This window comes from uncultured Helicobacter sp., from assembly GCF_949282165.1.
GTDB lineage: Bacteria > Campylobacterota > Campylobacteria > Campylobacterales > Helicobacteraceae > Helicobacter_F.
In genome coordinates this window covers 47,711-69,108 of the sequence record NZ_CASDOV010000006.1, presented here as the reverse complement: position 1 = coordinate 69,108, position 21,398 = coordinate 47,711, and the positions used below count along the sequence as shown (strand labels likewise).

Sequence of the window (21,398 nt, the reverse complement as noted above, 5' to 3'; positions counted from 1 at the left end):
TAGAAAATGTGCTAGCTTAAAACGCGTTCCTGACGCGCTTGCACCGACTAATCACAGAATCTCGCTTAAAAATCTCTTGTATGCTCGCGCAAGCGGAGGCAATGGGGGCTCTGCTCACATTGCCGATACCAAGTTTTGCACTGCAAAACTTGCATTAAAATTGTAGTGCGATGTAGTCGCGGATTTGGTGAGAATCTAGCACGAGGGCGTTGCGAAACTGCGTGCGATTAAAAGTGCTCTGTCGCTTAGCAAGCTGCGCGGTGTGCGTGGTTATCTGCTCACAAAGCGCGGTGGTATCACTGCCCCCTGTGGCGAGGAATGCTAGACTTTCTTTGATCCCTATGGCTTTGAGGCTCTGTGAGCTTGGGGGATAGGTATCGCGCAAAAAGCGCACCTCATCAAGCAGCCCCTGTGCTAGCATTGCGCGCGTGCGCGTGGCTATCCGCTCACGCAATATCGCGCGTGGCATATCAAGCACGAGGATGGGGATATTTTGTAATTCTGTAAATGCTTGCCTAGGGTGCGTGGCGAAATACGCGCTTGGTGCGGTGTGTGTGGCGAAGTAAATCTCAAGAGCTTTGTGGATTCTGTAAGTGTCTGTGGGCTTTAGCGTCTTAGCATAGGGCATATCAATGTGGCACAAAAACTCATAGGGATTTGTGATAGCCTCCACGCGTTTGCGCAGTGCGTTTAGTTGCGGTTGGGGGAGTGTGGGCATAGGGCTTAGCCCCTCAATCATACTTTTGAGATAAAAGCTCGAGCCCCCCACGATAAAAAAGCTTTTTTTGCCCTTGGAGCGCGCTTGCGCTAGGGCGGATTCTAAACTTTGCCAAAAGTTCATCACGCTGCAGGGCTCACTTGGCTCTAGCTCATCAATCCCATAATGCACGATACGCGCGCGTTCCTCTTGGCTAGGTTTGGCAGAGGCGATATCGATATGTCGGTATATGCTTAGTGAATCTAGTGAGAAAATCTCGCCATTATAACGCGTAGCAAGCTCTAACCCTAGCGCGCTTTTGCCACTCCCACTCGCCCCGATGAGCGCAAAAATCTGCATAGAAAGAGAATCTATTGCAATAACTCGTAGTATTTTTGCAAAAACACGGCATTGCCTGCGCCATCAAAGGCGCGCAAGCCGGCTTTTTGGAGTGCGAGCTCAAGGGCGTTTAGCACCCACGCGCTCTCATACACAGGGATAAGTCCCATATGATTAAAGCGGATAATGCTCGTTTTGAGATGATCTTGCCCGCCTGCGGCATTGAGTGCGAAATCGGTTTTTAGAATCTTGCGCAGGGTGTTCGCGTTTGTCTCATCATAAATCGTGCTCATCGCAAGGGCTGGAGTCTTAGGATAGATATGCAGTCCTAGGGCGCGCATTGCCTCATTGCTCGCTAGTGCGCGCGCTCTAGTTTGCGCATAGATTCTCTCAATCCCGCCTAGCTCTTCTACGAGATCAAAATACTTGCCAAGCCCTTGGATAATAGTTGTTGGCGCAGTCCAAGCCGTGGTGTTTTTGGCTTGGTTTTTTAGCTCGGTTTTGAGGTTAAAGTAAAAGCCCACATCGCGCTCATTTGCCATATCGATAGCATTTTGTGAAAGCGCGATGATACTTAGCCCGGGGGGAAGCATAAAGGCTTTTTGCGAACCACCGATAAGCGCGTCTATGTGCGTGGTATCGATAGGCTCTACGCCCATAGCCGTGATAGCATCTACCACAATCATCACATCGGGCTTTAGGGCTTTTAGCTCCTTAGCGATTTGCTCCACTGGGTGGCGTAGCCCTCCTGCAGATTCACACATCTGCACACATAGGCAATCTAGCGCGCTATCAGCCCTAAATGCCTCTAGCACCTCCTCCACGCTCACGGGTGTGTCCCAACTATGCTCAATCTGCGTGTGTGGGATCGCATAAGCCTCTGCAATCTTGGCAAATCTCTGCCCAAATTTCCCGCTATTTACCACAAGCACTTTGTTTTTGGTAAATGTCCGCACACACGCTTCCATCGCGCCGCTGCCGCTACTAGCGAGCATTAGCACTTCTGGGAGGTTTAGGAGTTTTTTGAGATTTTCTCTCACGCGTGCGAAAATCGCTTCAAACTCGGGCGTGCGGTGGTGGAGCGTGGGCTCACTCATCGCGTTGCGGATAGATTCTAACACAGGGGTCGGACCGGGGGTAAAGAGTAACATACTAGCTCCTTTGTCTTAGTTTTTAAAGAGTGATTGCAAGGCGTCAATTCCGGTTTTTTCTACCTTAGATTCTGTATCGCCTTGTGTGGTTTCATCATTTGTCGCAGTGCTCGCAGCGCCCACTTCAATGAGCTCTATCTCGCAATTACAGAGCATACTTGCTAGGCGGATATTGATACCATTTTTGCCGATGGCTTTGCTTTTTTGATCTGAGCGGATTTGCACGATGGCTTTGTGGGAGAATTTTTGCTCGCTGCCCTCATCTTGGGGCTGGAGCTTGACGCTAAGCACTTGTGCGGGTGCGAGGGCTTTGGCGAGGAAAATCTCGGGCGTTTGGACATATTCTATGCAGTCGATACTCTCGCCATTTAGCTCATTGCTCACGGCATTGATACGCACGCCCTTTACCCCCACGCAGCAGCCTATGGGATCGATACGAGCGTTGTTGGTAAAAATCGCGATTTTAGCGCGCTCGCCGGGGATTCTCGCGCTTTTGTGTATGTGAATCTCCTCGTCTTTGAGCTCGGGGACTTCTAGTGTGAGGAGCTCTTCTAAAAACTTCGGCGCGGTGCGGCTGAGCTCTAGTCGTATGCCGCCCTTGCCTACGCCCACAAATTTTAGCAGGGCGCGGATTGTCTGCCCTACTTTGAATTGCTCGCCTTTGATGCGATTTTTTTTGGCTAAGACAGCACGGATACCACTAATTTCCACAAAGGTATTCTCTTCTTTATCCACGCCCACTACCACGCCTGCGACGATTTTATTGAGCTTGGATTTGAGATTACTTAGGAGCTGATCCTCGATTTGGCGTTGCAGATTTATCTCTAGGGTTAAAAAGAGTTTGTTTATCGCCCCACGCTTCATAGAATCTAGGCTAAGCTCGTATTCTAGCGTGTCGCCTATGCTGATGTCTTGCTCCATATTTTGGGCTTCTTGGCGCACCTTAGAGAGTGCGATCACGCCTAGATTGTCCTCTTGTAGGCGTTCATCATCATCGGCGCACACAAGGATTTTATAAAATAGCCTAAGCGTGCGGTTTTTTAAATCTTGCTCGACAAAATATTCATAATTGGGGTTGATTTCTTCTTGGGCGATTTTGATAAGTCCATCTTTTACGATGTTGCACACGATGTCTGGCTCTATGCCCTTTTCATACGCTATCATATCTATGATGTCTAGGATTTTTTCCATCTATATTGTTGCCTCCGAGTTGGTTGGGATTGTTGTCGCGTCTATAGAAGTCTGAAGCGCGGGCATTGTAGTAGAAAATAGCTTAAAAGTTACAAAATCATTGTGTTTTGCGCTTTATTTTGCTGCGCATTCTGCGCTACATTTTGCTATACTTACGCCTTCAATTTTAGAGTAGCAGGAGGTGTGTGATGGAGCTAAAAGTCGCTAAGACGGATTTACAAAGTAAGAAAGGTGAGACAAAAATCTCAATCGATGAGGTGCTAAAACAATACAAAGAGGAGGGCAAGCATATATTTTACTTCGATGGGCAAAATCCTCACAAAGATATGCAAAAAGCCCAAAACACGATACAAAAGGCTGGCTATCGTGTGCAGCTCAATGAAGTGCGCTATGGGCTTGATGAAAACAACTACATTTATGAAATCCACATTATTTAGATTCTAAATGAGCAAAAAACTCTATATCCAAACGCTTGGGTGCGCGATGAATGAGCGGGATTCTGAACATATCATCGCCGAGCTTGCCCAAAAAGAGAGCTACAAACTCACTGACAATCCCAAAGACGCTGATTTGATACTTATCAACACTTGTTCAGTGCGCGAGAAGCCCGAGAGGAAGCTATTTAGCGAGATTGGGCAGTTTGCCCTGCACAAAAAGCAGGGTGCAAAAATCGGCGTGTGCGGCTGCACGGCGAGCCATATGGGCAGTGAGATTATCAAAAAATCGCCGTATGTGGATTTTGTGCTCGGTGCGCGCAATACTTCTAAAATCACGCAGGTTTTGCATACACCAAAGGCTGTGGAAGTGGATATAGATTATGACGATAGCACCTATGTGTTTGCCTCGCCCCAGACTATGGGGATAAAGGCACTGCTCAATATCTCGATTGGCTGTGATAAAAAATGTAGCTATTGTATCGTGCCTTTTACGCGTGGTAGGGAGATCTCTATCCCGCAGGATTTGCTGCTAAAAGAAGCGCGCAAGCTCGCCGCACAGGGGGTAAAAGAACTGCTGCTTTTGGGGCAAAATGTCAATAACTATGGCGTGCGCTTTTCTGTGCCACACGAGCGCGTGGATTTTACCACGCTATTGCGCAACTTAAGCGAGATCGAGGGGATTGCACGATTGCGCTTTACCTCGCCCCACCCATTGCATATGAATGATGCGTTTTTGGCGGAATTTGCAAAAAATCCAAAGATTTGCAAGGCGATACATATCCCATTACAAAGCGGCTCGAGCAAGATCTTAAAAGCAATGAAGCGCGGCTATAGCAAAGAATGGTATCTCGATCGCGTGGCGCGACTTCGGGAGTTTTGTGCGCGTGAGGGTGTGGCGGATGTAGGGATTGGCACAGATATTATCGTGGGATTCCCGGGCGAGAGTGAGGCGGACTTTGAGGATACGCTTGAAGTGGTGCGGGCGGTGGAGTTTGATACGATGTATAGCTTCATCTACTCGCCTAGACCGCACACAAGTGCGTATGAGATAGAATCTAGCTTGCTGGTAGATGCAGAGGTGGCAAAGGAGCGATTGGCGAGATTACAGAATCTCCACAAGCAAATCCTTGCCAAAAAATCTCAATGTGAGATTGGTAAAGTTTTCGAGGTGCTTGTCGAGAACCACCACGCACAAGAGGGCTGGAGCGAGGGGCGTAGTGATCACAATCGGCTCATTAGGATTGTGGATTTTGTGGGGGAGATTGGGCAGATGGTGCGCGTGCGGATTACCAAAGCCCATGGTGGAGCTCTAAGCGGGGAAGTGGTGTAGGCTTAGCGCAATAATGTTTTTTGGTGCTTTTTGTCTTTGAAGTGATTTTTGATATTGCTTGGGAGGCGGAGCAAGTCTCTAATGAGGGTGTAATAAAAGTTCTTTTCTAACGCACTTCTTCTTTGTCTTTTGTGATAGTTTCTGTAGGCTCTTTTGTTTGGTAGAAGTATATCTTTTATGCAATTTTGTGGTTTTTGCTCTGGTGTGAAGTTTGGCTGTGGATTTTGCACTGGGGCTAGTGGGATATGCTCGCATAGTGGGGAGATTGGAGCGATAGTATAAAGCCTTGTATCACAAATATGTGCTAAGAGCTCTAGGGCTTTGAGGTTGATTTGTGGATTGTGCTTGGTATTGGCGGCTATTGTCGCATAGGCTGGTTTAATCTGCAAGAGATTAGCCTTGTCGTGTATATCAAATCCATACACCGCGCCACCTGTGTATAAATCAATCCCTGCGATATAAATCTCCTCATACCCCATAACCGCACCCAAAAGGCATAGGTATGTCCCGGTATTGATGCGTTGGTTTTGGTAGAGTTCGTTGAATTTGATAAAAGATTCTATGTGTGTGTTTTGAAAAAGGATTGTAGAGCCCAAAAGCGCATCGCAAAAAAATTGCCTGCAAGTTTCTTTAAAGTTATGTGGCTCGACACTTTCTACTTCGAAGTTTGCACAAGCAATCTGTGCGATATTGTAATCTTTGCTTTCTATGAGATTTTTAAGCGTGTAGTATTGCTCAAAAAACGCATCGGGGTTGCCAAAAGCCATGGCAACATCTCTGCCTAAGTAGTATTTGTCCTCAAACCAAAACAGATTGCACCTAAACACATCGTATGCTTTGGGTAGCCTCGTGTAGTCAATTTCCCTCAAACTCGGTCCATTACCCGCCACCACAAGCGCCTTTTTCATCATCGCCCCTTAGAATTTTTGGGCAATGATAATCAAAAAAAAAAAAAACAGCTTAAAGGTGGGAGGATGAGAGATGGTGTGGGCACTTTGCGCTTAAAATTTAAACCCTCCCCCGCATATTTGTGGCAGTAGGGCTTTTGGCAAGTCTGCTAATGCCCCATCGCTAAGGCCTTTGTGTCATTACACAAGCGTTGAGAATCTAGAATCTATTGCGCTCAATCCAAAACATGCAAAATATCATAAATATTATCAATTTTGCCGCCCAAAACATTTGAAAAACCCTTAATCCCATAATCCTTGGTAAAAAGTATAGGCCTGCCATCATCGGCTTCGTTGTTGGTGCTAACGATTTTGACATCAAAGAGGCTTTCTTGATACACGCATTCTCCTAAAATCGGCATATAACGCCGCGCATCGGCTATCATATAGGGATAGTGTGAGTGCTTGTGATAGGCTGCTAGCCTCTCATAGGCATTGTGATAAGTTTGCAAATCTATCCAGCTTGTATGCGGTGTGTAGCGCACATGGCTTAGGGTGTGATAGTCTGTGTTTGTAGCACTTTTGTCCTGCGTGGCCTTGGCAGGAAAGGGCATAAGTGAGAAAAACGCCCCATCCATAATCGTAACGCTTATATTGCGTAGCACTTGGGGCACTTGCACCAAGGCCATCTCTGTAATCTCGGCTTTGATAGGCAAAAGGGGCAAGCGTGAGTTGTGTAGCAGGGTATTAAGCCCTGCATAGGTGCAGTTATACACGGCATTAGATTCTATGCACTCATCGTCTGCTAGCAGGAGTTTTACGCCATTTTGGAGTGCGCGCACGCTTTTTACCTCTGTAAGGTAGCGCACGGGGATTTTTTGAGAATCTAGCCGTGCTAAAAGCAATCGATGCAATATCACGCTATCAAATGCGTATTCGCGCACGATAAAAACTTCCTCTATCAAATCCTTGCAAAACAGGGCTTTGATATGTGTCGGGGCGTAGGATATGGGTGCTTGCATTTTGTCAAAGATATGAAAGAATTGCTTTGCGCTTGTTTTAGAGCCAATACTAGCTATGGCATAGCATTTGAGAAAATCACTCTTTATCGCGGGGGCGAAGTCTTTGCAAAAACGCTCGAAATTCACGAGTGAGCTAAAGGCGGTTAGGAGGCTGCGCGGATAGTGGTAGCCACCATGCACGCGAGCTTGATTACAAAAACTCGCCCTTTGCAGTAGCGCACCCTCTCTTTCTAAAATGAGAATCTTGCTATGTTTTTTAGCAAGCGCTAGGGCTATCATACAGCCATAAAAGCCACCGCCTATAATCACTGCATCATAGCGCATAATTGTCTTTCATATATTTATGCAAGTTTGCTAGGGCAAACTTGTTGCCGCTCACAGGGAGTAAATCCCTGCTCGCTCCGCTGCGCGAGCATACACTGCAATCTTTGCGAGATTCCAGAATCCTTAGTGTCAGCGCGTCATCAAGGTGTTGTAGGCAAACATCTTTTTTATACGCTAGATTCTGTGGCAAATTGTTATCGCTCATACGCAGTGTTTCCGCCCTCGCTCCGCCATTATTGAATCTTGGCGCGCACACATTGCCCAAATCCAGTGTGTGAGGTTGCTTAGATTCTATAATGTCTGCTTTTGAGAAAGTCATCGTGCTCATATATGTCCTTTTTTAGTCGATGGGATTGTGAGGTTTTGTGACATTGTTTGGTGGTAAGCCTTAGATTTACTAGCTAGGGTGTTACAGGATTGCACAATCTCTAGCACGCGCGTGGCAATGGCGCGATGGTTTGCATATCGTGCCTCATTGTGCAAAATTTCATAATACAAACTAAGCGTGTGAGCGATATTATCCCCCTCATCAAAGCCAAAATACTCTCGCCTCCCTCCATACACATAGCATAGGGGATTAGAATCTAACATATCAAAATGCAGCTCACCCCTCTCCCCATAGATATGAATCTCACGCCGCTTGCGTTTAGATTCTAAGCTACAATGTAGCGTGATGGGGCAATCCTGTGTTTTTAAACGCAATAGGACATCATAAGGGCTAGTTTTGAGGCAAGATTCTAAACTAAGGTTTTTAAAGAGCGAGACAAACACGCTTAACAAATGCACGCCAAGCACCTCGAGTGCCCCCTCATTTTTATAGAATCTGCCGTATTGGGTAATGCAAGATTCTATGCGTTGCAATTTCCCAAGGGAATCTATGAGTGTGTGAATCTTAGCAATGGAGGGGGAAGTGAGGTAGATATAATCTGTGTAGATTCTAAGGCCTCTTTTGTGCGCTATGTCATAGAGGCTTTGAAGCTCTTTTGTGTTAGGACATGTGGGCTTTTCTACAAAGACACAGAGATTGGATTGTAGGCATTGCTTGCTAAGGGCATAGTGTGAATCTAGCGGGGTAGCGATAAAGGCAGTGTGCGTGTGTGGGGGAATCTCGCCAAAATCCCTGCCATAGATTGCAAGCAGATGAAAATATGGACTTTGTGTAATGTAGCGCGCTAGTATCTGTCCCCAATGCCCATGTCCGATAAGAATAGCATTAAGCGGTGTTTGTCTAGTGCTCATAGCTTCCCTCGCACGCGCCTAGCAAAAAGACGCAAAATCTCTTTGAGATAGTTTAGGGAGAGGCGTGTGATTTTTACCTTTGATTCTTTATCGTCCTGCCACACTACGGGGATTTCACAGATTTTTATATCGCGATATTGTGCGAGTATGAGCATTTGTGCGCAATAAAACCACCCATTGTCCTCATAGCATTGTGTGAGCAGATACTGCGCGCTTTTGGCCTCATAAAACTTAAAGCCACACATTGCATCGCTAAAACGCACCCCTAGCACAAAGCGCAAGAGGTGATTAAGCCCGCGTGAGGTAATCTCGCGCTTTATGCTCCTGCCAGAGACTACAGAATCTCTCAAAAGCCTCGAGCCCACTACGATTTTTTCTCCTTGGCATAAAAGCGTATAGACTTCTTTGAGATGTGCAAGGTTTGTGGATAAATCTATGTCCATATAGCCGACAAACTCGCAAGGCTGCTCGTGCGCTGCATTGTGCAGGATAGATTCTCTAAATGCGATTCCAACGCCTTTTTGTGAGATTTTGAGGTATTGGGTGTGTGTATCACAGAGTGCGCGGGCGATGGTGCTTGTGTTATCGGTTGAGCCATTATCCGCGATGGTGAGCATATAGGGGATATTTTGTGAATCCAAAAAGGCTTTTATTTTGCGCACGCTTGCCTCTAGGCAGCGCTCTTCGTTTAAAACAGGTAAGATGATATTAAGTCGTTGCATTAGGAATCCTTGATGTTTTTTTGATGGACTTTAAGGGAGAGGGAGCTTGTCTCATCGATGATTTGGTAAGTGTCTTTACGCTTAAAATGCAGCAAAATCACGCGCATATACTCGCCAAAAATACTTAAGACTAAAAAAAGACAAAATTGCATAAGCACCATATAAAGCGAGCTTGATGTCCAGCCGCGCTCTATGTTTTCTTTAGAAAGAAACGATAGGAGGATATAAAACATATACAAAAAATTTACCACCGCCATACTAAGGGAAGTGAGCGTAGCTAGGCGCAGGAGCTTATAGGAGTTTTGGAAAACAATATCAATGCTAAGGTTTAGTGAGTGAAGAAAATTTTTTGGCTTGCTTGGGGCTATGGGGGTGAAGGCGTATTCATACTTGCTAAAGCTTGTATCAAAGGCAAGAAGGCGTAAGAGCTTGATAGGTTCATTTTGTTTTAGGAGGAAATGTATCACTTTGCGATTGAGTGCGCAAGATTCACTATAAGTGGAGTTTATCTCGCGCCTTACGCAGAGTTTGAGTGTGGCATAAAAGGCTTTTGAGATAAGGCGCTGGATAAGGCTTTGTCGCTTGGTTTTGCGCACGCCAATGATGATGTCGTATTCCACCGCCTTTTTGAGCATTGCTAGGCAATCTGCAATGCTCTGTGTCTCCAAATCCACAAAAAGCAGATAGTCACCAATGCAGTTTTGTAAGAAAATGTGATAATACATTGAAGTATCAAGGGCTTTAACTTCTAATATGCGCAGGTGCGGAGCTAGACTAGAGTGTGGAGATGACAGAGGGGTTTTGGTGGGCTTGAAGCAATCTAGACTATCTATCGGGGGGGGGGGAATTGTATGTAGAAAAAATAGGATTTATCAGTAATATTTCAAAATACGCGTAGTGATTTTTTAGAGATTCTATGAGGTTTTGTAGGGTTGTGCTAGCAATGGTGCGATTAAGGATAGCAATTGAAAAAAGAGTTGTTTGCATATGAAACCTTGTGTTGGTGTGTTTTCATTGTAGCATAATTCTTATTATGATCCCTTAAGGGTGCTTATCGCTTTTATCAAAGTGTTAATGTTATATCGTTCTAAGCGTTGGGTGTTTATCAATGTATCTGTGTTGCTAGGTTTTATACCTTATGTAGTGTTTTATATCGCTTGGGAGTCTGAAAAAATCCCTAAAGATTCTGTAGTAAATATTTTTCTTTAATTTTGGTGTTTTTTCTTCTTGTAGTGGATCTTTGAGGTGAAATCTCTCATAATCCATATATTCTGGGATTATCATATCTGCCGTGTATCCGATAGGTTTTTTCTCTGGGATAAAAGCGGGTTGTTGGGCAAGAATTGGAGAGAGATCTATATGTTGAGAGAGGGGACTCTGTGGTGAAAGGCTATAGAATTTGACATCGTAGTGTTGTTGCAAAAACTGCAAGGCTTGGATATCTGTTTTTGCGTTATGATAGCAATCGTCTGTATTTTTGCCTTTTCTATTGAGCAGCGGTAAAAGCTTGCGAGTATTTGATTGGAGCTTGAAAGCATAGCTATTTGTTCCCTGATTATAAAAATCTATCCCGCTGATATGAATCTCTTTATATCCTAGTGCTATACCAACAGCACACATATAAATACCACTTGTGATATGATCGTTATAAAAGATGGCATTAAAGTTCCTGTATTTTGAGAATTCTACTAGTGAATCTGCATAAGAATCTGAAAATTCCAAATCCGGAAAATGTTTCATAAACTCTTCTTTAGAAGAGAAAAAATCTGCACATTGATCACGGCATAAGATTCTATCAATGCTATATTCTTGATTTGTTAAAAGGTGTCTAAGAGTGAAGTAATATTCAAAAAAATTTGTTTTGTGAAAAAAATACGCACTAACTTGCTTGCCCAAATAATAGGCTTCCTCGCAGAAAAATAAATTACATCGAAACAAGTCGTATTCTTTGGGCAATCTCGTGTAGTCAATCTCTCTCAGACTTGGTCCATTACCCGCCACCACAAGTGCCTTTTTCATCACTATCCTTGAAAGTTTTGGGCAATGATAATCAAAAAAAAAAAAAAACAGCTTAAAGCGGGGAGTTTGGCAGGGATTAGATACGCTACAATATATCGTGTTTGGCGTGCGTGCAGTGAATCTAGCAGAGCGTGTGCTCTGATGGTATCCTTTGGGACATTTTGATTATATCTTCCATAGATTTTTGTGTTTTTGGTTGGGGTTTTTAGCCCCTATATCTCACAAAGTTACAAAATGTAATATTTAGATTCTTGTATTGTTGTTACAATTTATGAGCCACGAGTGTATTAACTTTTTTAGAGAGATAATGCGGCACAGACTAAATGAGAGAAAGGATATGTATGATTCTAAAAAGATTGTCATTACTTCTGGCTAGCTTGAGTATTTTTGCGCTCCACACACAAGCCGCGAGCTATCCACCAATCAAAGATAGCACAGGCACAGGGCTTGCGATGACTTCTAGCCCATATTGCACTACAATAGGCAAAGCAGTGTTGGATTCTGGTGGGAATGCCATTGATTCTGCTGTGGCAGTGGGCTATTGTCTGGCTGTGGTGCATCCTGCTGCGGGGAATATCGGCGGAGGCGGCTTTGCGTTGTTGCATTTGGCCAATGGGGAAAATGTTGCGTTGGATTTTAGAGAAAGAGCCCCTATGAAGGCGCATAGGGATATGTATCTGGATAGTAAGGGCAATGTGATTGCTAATGCCTCTACCATAGGCTATTTGGCCGCTGGTGTGCCCGGGACGGTGAAGGGTATGAGTGCTATGCTAGAGAAATACGGGACTAAAAAGCTAGCTGACTTAATAGCCCCTAGCATAGAGTTGGCGCAAAAGGGCTTTGTGGTTACTGACAGACAAAGCGAAACCATGAAAGAAGCACAAGAAGATTTAGCAAAGTTTGCAAGCTCTAAAAAATACTTTCTCAAAAAAGATGGGAGTGTGTATAAAGGTGGGGAAACTCTCGTGCAAAAAGACTTAGCAAATGCCCTTGACTTAATAGCAAAAGAGGGCGAGCGTGCCTTTTATAAGGGCGCGATAGCGGATTTGATAGTCAAAGATATGCAAAAAAATGGGGGCATCATCACTAAGGAGGATTTGGCAAGCTATGAGGTTGTGTGGCGTAAGCCAATAGTGGGGAGCTATCGTGGGTATAGTATCGTGTCTATGCCTCCGCCAAGTAGCGGTGGGGTGCATATCCTGCAGATTCTAAACACCCTAGAAAATACGGATTTAGGCAAACTTGGCTTTGGGAGTTCAAAAAGCATTCACATTATTGCTGAAGCCATGCGTCAAGCGTATGCGGATAGATCGGTATTTTTGGGAGATCCTGATTTTATCAAAGTGCCTGTGAGCGAGCTTACAAGCAAGGCGTATGCTAAAAAGGTATGGGATTCTCTGGATAAAAAGGGAGCAAAACCAAGTAAGAAGGTTACCCCCGGGCTTGGGGTTATCAAGCAAGAAAATACCCCAAATCTCAAAGAGGGCAACCACACGACACATTATTCTGTGGCGGATAAATGGGGGAATGCCGTGGCGGTTACTTACACAATCAATGCGAGTTATGGTAGTGCAGCAGCGGTAGAGGGGGCTGGATTCTTGCTCAATAATGAAATGGATGATTTTTCTATCAAACCCGGAGTGCCAAATATCTATGGGCTAGTGGGAGGTGAGGCAAACGCCATAGAGCCAAATAAACGCCCTCTAAGCTCTATGTCGCCAACTATCGTGTTTAAAGATAAGGAATTGTTTATGGTAGTGGGCAGTCCGGGCGGAGCGCGGATTATTACCACGGTGTTGCAAGTGATTGTGAATGTGATTGATTATAAGATGGATTTAGGCAGGGCGGTGGAATATCCGAGATTCCATATGCAATGGCTACCCGATGAGCTGCGCGTGGAGGAATATGGCTTGAGCGAAGATGTGAAAGACAATCTAAAGAAAATGGGCTACACAATCACGGAATTACCCGATATGGGCGATGTGAATGCCATTATGCAGAAAAATGGCGTGTATTATGGCGTGAATGATCCTAGGAAAGAGTTTTAAAGCAAAAAAGGGCTTAAGGGAAGAAAGCAAAGATATTCTATGAGGCTTAGCGGGGATTAGATACGCTGCAAAATATCGTGTTTGGCGTGCGCGCAGTGAATCTAGCAGAGTGTGCGCTCTGATAGTATCCTATGAGCCCTATCCAAATCCTCTAGCGAATCGATATCGATACTTGAGGTGCTATCCATCACATAGTAGCTTGTGTGAGGCTGCAGGAAGCTTGGATTGTCCAAAAATGCGCGTGTCTGCACGATATAAATCGCCCCATTGCTTTTGTAAGTCTTTGGGAGCTTTTGGCGTGGCATAAAGGGATAAGCATCGTTGCAGATTCCGCGCAGATGTCCCCTCTCGTCAAGCACGAAGGCTTTGAGGATTGCATTATCGCATTGCGTTACGCTAATGAGCGCCTCACTGCCCTCTTTTGTAAATCGCTCAAAGGCTTCATCGATATGTCTCGCACTCCTAAGCGGCGAGGTGGGCTGGAGCAATATGAGCGTTTCACACGCATAGTGCTGCAGTGCGTGCGCGACTACCTTATCGCTTGTTGTGCTATCAAGTGCGAGCTCTTTAGGCCTTTGTAGCACCTCAATGCCCTGTGTCCTGCCATACTCTAATATCCCATCGCCATCACTACTTAGCACGATAGAATCCACACAAGCCGCCTGTTTTGCCGCCTCTATAGTGTAGTGCAGTAGCGGCTTATCGCCTAGGGGTGCGAGATTTTTGTTTGGTATGCCCTTGCTCCCTGCGCGGGCTGGTATGAGAGCTAGTGCCACTTTTGTGCCCTGATGGTATTAAACACCTTTTGCGTGGGTATGTCAAAAAACGCCCCACTTTGCAAATATTCAAAAAACCGCTCAGAGCTATTGAGAATCTCTGTGTGTTTTGCATCTGTCCTATCGATTTTGTGAATCTGCCCTATGGCCTCAAGTATCGCGCTAGATTGCGCCTCTACCTTGAGCACGCTTTGGCTTCCTGCTCTGCCATTTTGCCTGCTACCCACTAGGATTCCGGGTATGCCTAGATAGGGCGCTTCTTTGAGGATACAGCTAGAATTGCCGATGACAAACTCGGCATTTTTAAGCAGCGCGATAAAATACTCAAAGCGCAGCGAGGGAAAAAGCCTAAATCGCGCTAATCCACGCAATGCCTCATAAGATTGTGTAATAAACTCAAAGCCCAAGTCGTTGTTTGGATAAATCACGATATAGTTTTTTCCACTTGATTTAAGGGCGGAGACGAGATTTTCACTCTGGGCTTTCATATCCATAAATTCCGTGGTTACGGGGTGAAACATCACGATAGCGTAGTGCTCAAAGTCTATATCATAGTAGCGTTTTGCCTCATCAAGCGAGATGGTGCTCTGCTCCAAAAGCTCCATATCAGGCGAGCCGATGACAAAGATAGAATCTTCGCTCTCGCCTAGCTGCATAAGGATTTTTTTGGCGTTCTCATCATTGACTAGGTGGATATGGGCGAGCTTGGAGATAGCGTGTCGCAGGCTATCATCAATCGTGCCAGAGATTTCCCCACCCTCGATATGAGCAACTAGGATATTATTGAGACTGCCCGTGATCGCCGCAGCGAGTGGCTCTATGCGATCGCCATGCACGACTATGAGGTCAGGCTCTACCTCACTAACAAATCTTGAAAAGCCATCGATAGTCGTGGCAAGGGCTTTGTCCATTTGGTAGTATTTGTCGTAATTGATAAATTTAAAGATATTTCTAAAGCCATTTTTTTCTACTTCCCCAATTGTAGAGCCAAAATAAGAGCTTAAATGCATACCGGTAACAAACACAAAAAGCTCAAAATCGCTAGAATCTTCGACTTTGTGCATAAGCGATTTGATTTTTGAAAAATCCGCGCGCGTGCCTGTGATAAAAACGATTTTTTTCTTAGGGCTTAGCATTTTATTGCAATTTGCTTGGGGCAAATTGCTGCTGCTCTTAGATTCTGTAATGTCGCCAGTAGCTTTAGATTCTATTTTTTTCATCACTCTTTGCCTTATGCAAAGTCTTCATAGCGCAATTGCGTGTTGGATTCTATATCCTTTAGTGCCCTCTTGCCTAGCAGGGATTCAAACTCGTGGGCGGGGATTCCGCCTTTACCCGGGCGTTTTACCCAAATGTTTTGCATGCTGAGAATCTCCCCCTTTTTGATAGGTGCGATACTCACCACACTTGCGAAGGCAAAGTCTATGGTTACTTGCTCTTCCTTAGCCGCCTCTTTAGATTCTGTTTGTGTGCCACGCATTATCGCCATTTGCTCACTTTGGATGATGAGCTCCCTTAGGGCGTGCTCATCCATCGAGCAGACTATATCAGGTCCCTCTCTTGTCATAGAATCTGTGAAATGCCGCTCTAGCACACACGCTCCCAAAGCTATAGCTCCAAGGCACGCGAGATTATCTCTTGTGTGATCGCTTAGCCCTACGAGGCAGCCAAAGTGCTCTTTTAGACGCAGCATCGCATTTAGTCGCACGAGATGGGGTGGCGTGGGATAGAGATTAGTCGTGTGGAGTAGCACGAAAGGCACTTCATACTCTCGCAGTATCGCCACGCTTTTGGCGATAGATTCTAAATTATTCATACCTGTGCTTAGGATTATGGGCTTTTTGAAACTTGCGATGTGTTTTAGGAGCGGGTAGTTGCTGCACTCGCCCGAGCCGATTTTATACGCACTCACCCCCATATCTTCTAGGCGATTTGCCCCCGCACGCGAAAAGGGCGTGCTAAGATACACAAGCCCTAGGCTTTCAGTGTATTCTTTCAAAGCTCGCTCGTCTTTGTCACTAAGCGCGCATTGCTTCATAATCTCATAAATGCTCTTATCAGAGTTGCCCGGTATGATATTTTGGGCTTCCTTGCTCATCTCATCTTCAATGATATGCGTTTGGTGCTTGATGAGCCTCGCCCCCGCTCTTTTGGCAGCATCTACCATCAGTTTGGCAATCTCTAAACTACCATTGTGGTTTATGCCAATCTCTGGCACGACAAGCGGCGGAGCGGATTGGGAAATGGTAATGTTTTGGATATGGATTGTGTCCATATGCTTTCTCCTGAAGTGATACCGACACTTTTTGAAAAAATACAAAAAGATTGAAAATGGTAATTTTCATAAATGCCTTATTTGTGGAGTGTAGGAGAATTTTAAAAAGAGAGAAAATGCAAGTTTTTTGGCTACATAGGGATAGCCCTATGTGATTTTATTGTTTGCTAAATTGTGCGATGAGTGTGTCGGTAGCACCAAGTGATGCAAGGGTTTGCTCATAGGCATTTTGCAAAAGTGGATTATCGATGAAAGTTCCCCATTGTTTTTGTCCATTTGGCGCGCTGTGAGCTAACCAATAAAGATGGTTTGAGAGTGGGTAGCGTTGGATACATTTGATAAAATCCACTTTAAGCCCTGCTTTTTCTCCCAAAAGCCTTAAAGTATGTGGTGTGAAACAATACAAATGCACATTGGTGTAGATAAATTCTGAATACGCTTTGTTTTTATAAATGCTCAAAAGTGCTTCATTGCCATTTGGCACTTCAATAATCATTTTGCCATTGTCCTCAAGCAGTGCGGTAAGTTGCCGCAAAATCGCGATGGGATCTTCCAAATGCTCCATCACATGAAAGGCAGTGATGAGATCGTATCTTGCCCCCCCCCCCAATTTCGTTTAAATGACTAAATAGAGGAATGTTATTGTCTTTATAAATATCTTTAATGCGAGATTCTAATTCTACTCCCGCCACTTGGTTTGCTACTTCTTTTGCTTTGATGAGAAACTGCGCTCTACCACTTCCAAAATCCAAAAGACTTTTGCCCACAAGAGATTGCTTTATGAGATCAAAGCGTTTTTCCACAAACACGGCGTTGTGGATATAGAACTCACGCATTTTTGCATCGAGATTTTCACCCCCTCGCTTTGTGGTTTCAAAGAACTTTTCATCAATCATATTGTTGTTTTCATAAAATGCATCACCGGTATTTTGTTTATCCAAAAATACTAGGCCACAATCCCTGCATTCTAGGATATTTATGTTGTGATCCTCTCGCACTTTTCCTTCTCTTTTGAAGTGGTTTTCACTCCCGCACAGATAGCATTTCATCATCTCTCCTTTTTGATTTATTTTATGGTTGTGCATTATAACACATCACAAACACTTCGAAAATTTAGATTCTGTAAGGCAGGTAATTTTAGCAGTATGCGTGCGTGTTTTAATGTATTCTTTTAGCATAGATTCTATTTGGGCGTTGATGTGTTTTGTCTCATTTGGAGTGAGGCTTCGCTCTAGCTCCTCATCAAAGTAATTTTCCTCTATCAACTCATAGCCATCAAATCCAGCGATATGGATAGAATCTAGAGCAAAACTATCAAGCAATCGCAAAAGCAAAATCATAGAATTATCCAAATTCTCCCAGCCTTTTTTTATCACTCTTTTGAGGTTTAGGATATAGCTATTTGTCGATATATCAGGCTTGATATTTGAGAGCAAAATTTTAGGAATCTGTGCAAAATCCGCATCGTTTTGCCAAAATTGATACCGCTTTATATTACTCAAAAACATAAAGTCATTGCTAAAATCTTGATGGTAAAAATTGACACTGATTACGATGAGATTCTTGGTTTCTTGTATAAAGGTTTGTATTTTTTGCTTGTGCGTGAAAAGCGATTTGCCCGGCGCTAAAATCAAAACATTTTTGTGTGTTAATACATTTTCTAGCGCACTAAAAGCGACACTATCATCAATGCTTTGTGTGATATGCTCAAGGTATGTGGATTCTAACAAATCATAATCGTATCGTTTCCTTGTTTGTGAATCCACCTTATCTAGTATCGCCATAAGATCTTTTGAAGCGATATTATTTTTTTCTAAAAGATAGGTGATGTTGTTTGTATGTGCGCTACACATACCCGTGATATAGTAAGGTATGCTATATCCCCAAGTGCATTGTTTTTTGAGGGGATTGAGATAAATATCAATAGAATCTAAGATTTTGTCTAAGCCATAGTTATAGGCAAATTTTTCATTCATATACAAAGCCACAAGTTCTGTGCAGGTGTTTCCTGCCCCACGTCCCATACCATTGAGCGTGGCGTCTAGCACGATTTTTCGTGTATTTTGACTAAGGCGCACAAACTCTTGAGCAAGCGCACTTGAGAGCTGTAAGTTATTATGTGAATGGAAGCCTATTTGTATGTCTTTGTGTAGATTATGATTAATCAGCGTCCAGATTCTGCGCAAGTCCTCAATATACATTGAGCCAAAGGTATCCACAATGCTAAAAGCAAATGGCATAGCTTCATTAGCAATTTCTATAAGCTGCAAAATTTCCATATCGCTATACCCTAAAATATCCACGGGTTGGATAAAAAGTTTGTAGCCTTTTGCTTGGATTTTTTGTATGAGTTTTAGGCTCTCAAACCTCTCGTGTTTGAAAAAACAAAGTCGGATATTTTGAATCTTATCACTCGGACTATAGCTTTCTAGGTTTGTAAAATCATAGCGGCTAAAATCAGCCATCAGTGCAAATTCTGTAGATTTTGTATCTTTAGGGATATATTTAGCGGCTTCTTTGGGAGTCTTAAAGACGCTTTTGCCCTCGCCAAAACCCTCATTTTGCAAAAATCCTAACTCGATGATATCAATTCCTGCGTTGATAAGGTTGTTTATAATGCCTCGTTGTGTGTTTTCTCCAAAAGTCTTATCGACTAGATATGCCCCATCTCTTAGGGTGCAATCAAGTATTTTTGTATGCTTCATTTTTTTCCTTTGATGATATGTTTATACACAATATTTGCAAGCTCGAAGTCTCGTGGATAGTCGATGTCTATGCTTTCAATCTCGCTACATTCACATATATAGGGATTTGCGCCTGTCCTTCCTCGATATGTTTCAAAGGTTTGCTGTGTAAAGACATAGGGCGAGGAAACCTCGTGATATACGGGGGACATATCCTGTGTGCGTAACGCCCTATCGAGAGAAAAGTTTAGAGGCTTATTGCGATACCACACAAAATTTTGGTATTTTCTTGCTCCAAACGCAGAATCAAACATACCGGACTTGACAGATTCTATACATTTGATATAGGTTTGTGCATTGACAAATGGCGCAGTAGCATGTGCTAGGACATAAATATCAGATTTGATTGTATTGATAAAGGAATCTATGATATCCCCGCATAGCGTTTGTTGAGTGTCTAGGGACTTTGAGCGTTGCAAAAACTGCACGCCTTCAAGCAGATAGGGCTTTATGGATTCATCGCTACAATACACATAGATTTGACTAATATCAGGGATTTGCAAAAGTGTTCTTTGCACAAAATGTATCAGTGGTGTTTTGTCAAAAAAGGTTTTGATATTTTTATTTGGTAGCCGCTCATTGTTGAGCTTGATTGGGATATAGGCGACGATTTTCATCACGCCACCTCTTGCACAAATCGCACAGAGCGTGATAGAGAGCAATATGGGGATTGCAAAAAGTGTGCTAGACATCTACTGCCCCCCCCCCCATTTAGAATATTCTTATAAATAAGATTTGCAAATTCAAAATCTTGTGGATAGTCAATATCTATGGCCTCTATGTGATTGACTTCATAAAAAAAGTGCTTATCGCCACTTCTGCTGCCGTGTTTGAGAAACACATCTTTGCAAAACACGCAGGGTGAAGCTACTTCAGAAAATACGGGCTGCAAGTCTTGTGTCCTAGGAGGTTTATCAAGCTTGAAATTAAGTGGTGTGTTTTTAAACCAAACGAGATTTTGAATCTTAAGTGCTGGCATTGATGAGGTGTAGAGTCCATTTTTTACTGCTTTGATACAATTTTCATAAGTTTCAACGCTCACAAATGGCAGTGTGGCATGCGCTATAATGTAAATATCTGAATCTACTGCATTTATAAACGCTCGTATCAAATCCCCACAGAGCGTTTCTTTGCTATCGAGGCTTTCACTTCGCTTAAGAAACCTTATGCCATCTAGTAGATATGGCTTTATGGACTCGCTACTACAAAAGACATATCGCTCATCAATATCCTTGCACTGAAGTAGAGTTTTTTGCACAAAATGCACAAGAGGGGTCCCGTCATAAAATGTTTTTAGATTCTTTCCGGGTGTTCTTTCGTTATTGAGCTTGATTGGGACAAAGGCGACTACTTTCATCACGCCACCTCTCGTGTAAATCGCGCAGGATCTAAGGATATAGGGGCAAATATAGAATCTAACGCGTGCGCTGCTATACAATCTCCAAATGTAAGCCGCCAAGATTCCCAAGCAGATTGTGAGATTTGCGTAGTCTTTAGCGAGCATTTATCTCCTGCCCCCCCCCCTATATGATATTTTTTATACAAAAACTCTGCAATCTCAAAATCTAGCTCACTGTCTATATCCACGCCTTCAAGCTGGCTGAGGGTGAAAAAATATGGCTTGTCTCCCACGACATCGCATTTTTGTAGCATGAGCGTGCGGGAGATGATATAAAGTGCGCTATTGAGCACCAAAATATCTGGCAAATCTTGTGAGCGTGGTTTGTGTGTGGGATCATAATTGAGAGCTTTGCCATTGAGATAGAGGAATTCTTTGCAGAGATTTGTCGTAGCAAGTGAGTCGTAAGTTGAAAAATTTTTCTTAAATGTCTGTATGCACGCGATAATACTTTCATCTGTGATGAGCGGACTTGTGGCATTGCACAGCAGTATATACTCGCCCGGTGCGTTACTCGCGAAGTTATGCAATGCTTCGTTGATAGGCACTTCGCTGCTTGCGTAGTATTTCTCGCGCTCTATGGGTGTCGCCCCAAGTTTGGTAGCTAGCTCGAGCATAGCCTTAGAATCTGAATTGACAATCATTTCATCAATATGCCCAAGTGCCTTGATGCGCAGCATTTGGCGTATCTTTATCTCAAGCAGGGAGCTACTCGCAAAGGGTTTGGTATTTTTGTTTTTTACGCGTTGTGAGCCTTCACGCACTGGGATAATCGCCACATACATCATTTATCCTTTC

Annotated in this window: 22 protein-coding genes; 3 read left to right on the top strand and 19 right to left on the bottom strand. The window is 43.8% G+C overall.

Features of this window, described 5'->3' with window-relative positions:
• Positions 1-154 precede the first annotated feature (154 nt).
• The 3 genes from miaA to nusA are packed head-to-tail and all read right to left on the bottom strand — an operon-like array spanning position 155 to position 3,378.
• On the bottom strand, positions 155-1,057 hold the full coding sequence (gene miaA, locus ACH2BK_RS04845; RefSeq protein ID WP_395002315.1) for a tRNA (adenosine(37)-N6)-dimethylallyltransferase MiaA: 903 nt from the start codon (positions 1,055-1,057) through the stop codon (positions 155-157).
• Between the two features lie 11 nt (positions 1,058-1,068).
• Complete coding sequence (locus ACH2BK_RS04840; protein WP_395002314.1) at positions 1,069-2,187, bottom strand: pyridoxal-phosphate-dependent aminotransferase family protein; 1,119 nt, start codon at positions 2,185-2,187, stop codon at positions 1,069-1,071.
• Between the two features lie 15 nt (positions 2,188-2,202).
• Positions 2,203-3,378: a transcription termination factor NusA gene (nusA, locus tag ACH2BK_RS04835; protein ID WP_395002313.1), complete on the bottom strand. Its 1,176-nt coding sequence runs from the start codon at positions 3,376-3,378 to the stop codon at positions 2,203-2,205.
• A gap of 188 nt (positions 3,379-3,566) precedes the next feature.
• Here nusA and ACH2BK_RS04830 point away from each other — a divergent pair, with 188 nt between their 5' ends.
• Together ACH2BK_RS04830 and miaB are read left to right on the top strand one after the other, a co-directional pair.
• Positions 3,567-3,815 (top strand): HP0268 family nuclease, encoded by a 249-nt coding sequence (locus ACH2BK_RS04830; RefSeq protein WP_395002346.1) that lies wholly within the window; start codon positions 3,567-3,569, stop codon positions 3,813-3,815.
• 7 nt (positions 3,816-3,822) lie between these two features.
• Positions 3,823-5,145 carry a tRNA (N6-isopentenyl adenosine(37)-C2)-methylthiotransferase MiaB gene (gene miaB, locus ACH2BK_RS04825; protein ID WP_395002312.1) on the top strand — a complete coding sequence of 441 codons (1,323 nt, stop codon included), beginning with the start codon at positions 3,823-3,825 and terminating at the stop codon, positions 5,143-5,145.
• A gap of 2 nt (positions 5,146-5,147) precedes the next feature.
• Here miaB and ACH2BK_RS04820 read toward each other — a convergent pair whose 3' ends face one another.
• The 7 genes from ACH2BK_RS04820 to ACH2BK_RS04790 all read right to left on the bottom strand — a co-directional run bounded on the left by ACH2BK_RS04820 (position 5,148) and on the right by ACH2BK_RS04790 (position 11,358).
• A complete protein-coding gene (locus ACH2BK_RS04820; protein WP_395002311.1) occupies positions 5,148-6,053 on the bottom strand; it encodes an alpha-2,3-sialyltransferase in 906 nt (301 codons plus the stop codon).
• A 215-nt stretch (positions 6,054-6,268) separates the two neighbouring features.
• Positions 6,269-7,378 carry an FAD-dependent oxidoreductase gene (locus ACH2BK_RS04815; protein WP_395002310.1) on the bottom strand — a complete coding sequence of 370 codons (1,110 nt, stop codon included), beginning with the start codon at positions 7,376-7,378 and terminating at the stop codon, positions 6,269-6,271.
• Entirely contained in the window at positions 7,368-7,706 is a 339-nt protein-coding gene (locus tag ACH2BK_RS04810; protein ID WP_395002309.1) for a hypothetical protein, read from the bottom strand. The genes ACH2BK_RS04815 and ACH2BK_RS04810 overlap by 11 nt, the downstream gene beginning before the upstream one ends.
• Positions 7,703-8,617 (bottom strand): Gfo/Idh/MocA family protein, encoded by a 915-nt coding sequence (locus tag ACH2BK_RS04805; protein WP_395002308.1) that lies wholly within the window; start codon positions 8,615-8,617, stop codon positions 7,703-7,705. The genes ACH2BK_RS04810 and ACH2BK_RS04805 overlap by 4 nt, the downstream gene beginning before the upstream one ends.
• Complete coding sequence (locus ACH2BK_RS04800) at positions 8,614-9,339, bottom strand: glycosyltransferase (protein WP_395002307.1); 726 nt, start codon at positions 9,337-9,339, stop codon at positions 8,614-8,616. Before ACH2BK_RS04800 ends, ACH2BK_RS04805 begins: the two co-directional genes overlap by 4 nt.
• The gene (locus tag ACH2BK_RS04795) at positions 9,339-10,064 is read right to left on the bottom strand and encodes a hypothetical protein (RefSeq protein ID WP_395002306.1); all 726 of its coding nucleotides are present in this window, start codon (positions 10,062-10,064) and stop codon (positions 9,339-9,341) included. The genes ACH2BK_RS04800 and ACH2BK_RS04795 overlap by 1 nt, the downstream gene beginning before the upstream one ends.
• Positions 10,065-10,461: 397 nt before the next feature.
• The gene (locus ACH2BK_RS04790) at positions 10,462-11,358 is read right to left on the bottom strand and encodes an alpha-2,3-sialyltransferase (RefSeq protein ID WP_395002305.1); all 897 of its coding nucleotides are present in this window, start codon (positions 11,356-11,358) and stop codon (positions 10,462-10,464) included.
• A 341-nt stretch (positions 11,359-11,699) separates the two neighbouring features.
• Between ACH2BK_RS04790 and ggt the strand changes: the two genes are divergently transcribed.
• Positions 11,700-13,406, top strand: a complete 1,707-nt coding sequence (ggt, locus tag ACH2BK_RS04785; RefSeq protein WP_395002304.1) for a gamma-glutamyltransferase — start codon at positions 11,700-11,702, stop codon at positions 13,404-13,406.
• A gap of 101 nt (positions 13,407-13,507) precedes the next feature.
• On the opposite strand, the gene ACH2BK_RS04780 is transcribed toward ggt, so the two are convergent.
• The 9 genes from ACH2BK_RS04780 to ACH2BK_RS04740 all read right to left on the bottom strand — a co-directional run bounded on the left by ACH2BK_RS04780 (position 13,508) and on the right by ACH2BK_RS04740 (position 21,388).
• Positions 13,508-14,182 (bottom strand): cytidylyltransferase domain-containing protein, encoded by a 675-nt coding sequence (locus tag ACH2BK_RS04780; RefSeq protein WP_395002303.1) that lies wholly within the window; start codon positions 14,180-14,182, stop codon positions 13,508-13,510.
• The gene (neuC, locus tag ACH2BK_RS04775; protein ID WP_395002345.1) at positions 14,173-15,318 is read right to left on the bottom strand and encodes a UDP-N-acetylglucosamine 2-epimerase; all 1,146 of its coding nucleotides are present in this window, start codon (positions 15,316-15,318) and stop codon (positions 14,173-14,175) included. Before neuC ends, ACH2BK_RS04780 begins: the two co-directional genes overlap by 10 nt.
• 95 nt (positions 15,319-15,413) lie before the next feature.
• Entirely contained in the window at positions 15,414-16,457 is a 1,044-nt protein-coding gene (locus ACH2BK_RS04770) for an N-acetylneuraminate synthase family protein (protein WP_394909592.1), read from the bottom strand.
• Between the two features lie 157 nt (positions 16,458-16,614).
• Positions 16,615-17,013, bottom strand: coding sequence for a methyltransferase domain-containing protein (locus ACH2BK_RS04765; protein ID WP_395002302.1), 399 nt, complete (start codon positions 17,011-17,013; stop codon positions 16,615-16,617).
• On the bottom strand, positions 16,967-17,506 hold the full coding sequence (locus ACH2BK_RS04760; protein WP_395002301.1) for a hypothetical protein: 540 nt from the start codon (positions 17,504-17,506) through the stop codon (positions 16,967-16,969). The genes ACH2BK_RS04765 and ACH2BK_RS04760 overlap by 47 nt, the downstream gene beginning before the upstream one ends.
• 45 nt (positions 17,507-17,551) lie before the next feature.
• Positions 17,552-19,162: an aldolase catalytic domain-containing protein gene (locus ACH2BK_RS04755; RefSeq protein WP_395002300.1), complete on the bottom strand. Its 1,611-nt coding sequence runs from the start codon at positions 19,160-19,162 to the stop codon at positions 17,552-17,554.
• The gene (locus ACH2BK_RS04750; RefSeq protein ID WP_395002299.1) at positions 19,159-19,818 is read right to left on the bottom strand and encodes a cytidylyltransferase domain-containing protein; all 660 of its coding nucleotides are present in this window, start codon (positions 19,816-19,818) and stop codon (positions 19,159-19,161) included. Before ACH2BK_RS04750 ends, ACH2BK_RS04755 begins: the two co-directional genes overlap by 4 nt.
• Positions 19,818-20,558, bottom strand: coding sequence for a cytidylyltransferase domain-containing protein (locus ACH2BK_RS04745; protein ID WP_395002298.1), 741 nt, complete (start codon positions 20,556-20,558; stop codon positions 19,818-19,820). The genes ACH2BK_RS04750 and ACH2BK_RS04745 overlap by 1 nt, the downstream gene beginning before the upstream one ends.
• A complete protein-coding gene (locus ACH2BK_RS04740; protein ID WP_395002297.1) occupies positions 20,558-21,388 on the bottom strand; it encodes a cytidylyltransferase domain-containing protein in 831 nt (276 codons plus the stop codon). The genes ACH2BK_RS04745 and ACH2BK_RS04740 overlap by 1 nt, the downstream gene beginning before the upstream one ends.
• Between the last annotated feature and the right edge of the window lie 10 nt (positions 21,389-21,398).

What these genes read in the sequence shown, in the direction of transcription:
- miaA (WP_395002315.1), bottom strand. Translation starts at nt 1,057, where the DNA reads ATGCAGATTTTTGCGCTCATCGGGGCGAGTGGGAGTGGCAAAAGCGCG.
- ACH2BK_RS04840 (WP_395002314.1), bottom strand. Translation starts at nt 2,187, where the DNA reads ATGTTACTCTTTACCCCCGGTCCGACCCCTGTGTTAGAATCTATCCGC.
- nusA (WP_395002313.1), bottom strand. Translation starts at nt 3,378, where the DNA reads ATGGAAAAAATCCTAGACATCATAGATATGATAGCGTATGAAAAGGGC.
- ACH2BK_RS04830 (WP_395002346.1), top strand. Translation starts at nt 3,567, where the DNA reads ATGGAGCTAAAAGTCGCTAAGACGGATTTACAAAGTAAGAAAGGTGAG.
- miaB (WP_395002312.1), top strand. Translation starts at nt 3,823, where the DNA reads ATGAGCAAAAAACTCTATATCCAAACGCTTGGGTGCGCGATGAATGAG.
- ACH2BK_RS04820 (WP_395002311.1), bottom strand. Translation starts at nt 6,053, where the DNA reads ATGAAAAAGGCGCTTGTGGTGGCGGGTAATGGACCGAGTTTGAGGGAA.
- ACH2BK_RS04815 (WP_395002310.1), bottom strand. Translation starts at nt 7,378, where the DNA reads ATGCGCTATGATGCAGTGATTATAGGCGGTGGCTTTTATGGCTGTATG.
- ACH2BK_RS04810 (WP_395002309.1), bottom strand. Translation starts at nt 7,706, where the DNA reads ATGAGCACGATGACTTTCTCAAAAGCAGACATTATAGAATCTAAGCAA.
- ACH2BK_RS04805 (WP_395002308.1), bottom strand. Translation starts at nt 8,617, where the DNA reads ATGAGCACTAGACAAACACCGCTTAATGCTATTCTTATCGGACATGGG.
- ACH2BK_RS04800 (WP_395002307.1), bottom strand. Translation starts at nt 9,339, where the DNA reads ATGCAACGACTTAATATCATCTTACCTGTTTTAAACGAAGAGCGCTGC.
- ACH2BK_RS04795 (WP_395002306.1), bottom strand. Translation starts at nt 10,064, where the DNA reads ATGTATTATCACATTTTCTTACAAAACTGCATTGGTGACTATCTGCTT.
- ACH2BK_RS04790 (WP_395002305.1), bottom strand. Translation starts at nt 11,358, where the DNA reads ATGAAAAAGGCACTTGTGGTGGCGGGTAATGGACCAAGTCTGAGAGAG.
- ggt (WP_395002304.1), top strand. Translation starts at nt 11,700, where the DNA reads ATGATTCTAAAAAGATTGTCATTACTTCTGGCTAGCTTGAGTATTTTT.
- neuC (WP_395002345.1), bottom strand. Translation starts at nt 15,318, where the DNA reads ATGCTAAGCCCTAAGAAAAAAATCGTTTTTATCACAGGCACGCGCGCG.
- ACH2BK_RS04770 (WP_394909592.1), bottom strand. Translation starts at nt 16,457, where the DNA reads ATGGACACAATCCATATCCAAAACATTACCATTTCCCAATCCGCTCCG.
- ACH2BK_RS04760 (WP_395002301.1), bottom strand. Translation starts at nt 17,506, where the DNA reads ATGAAATGCTATCTGTGCGGGAGTGAAAACCACTTCAAAAGAGAAGGA.
- ACH2BK_RS04755 (WP_395002300.1), bottom strand. Translation starts at nt 19,162, where the DNA reads ATGAAGCATACAAAAATACTTGATTGCACCCTAAGAGATGGGGCATAT.
- ACH2BK_RS04750 (WP_395002299.1), bottom strand. Translation starts at nt 19,818, where the DNA reads ATGAAAATCGTCGCCTATATCCCAATCAAGCTCAACAATGAGCGGCTA.
- ACH2BK_RS04745 (WP_395002298.1), bottom strand. Translation starts at nt 20,558, where the DNA reads ATGAAAGTAGTCGCCTTTGTCCCAATCAAGCTCAATAACGAAAGAACA.
- ACH2BK_RS04740 (WP_395002297.1), bottom strand. Translation starts at nt 21,388, where the DNA reads ATGATGTATGTGGCGATTATCCCAGTGCGTGAAGGCTCACAACGCGTA.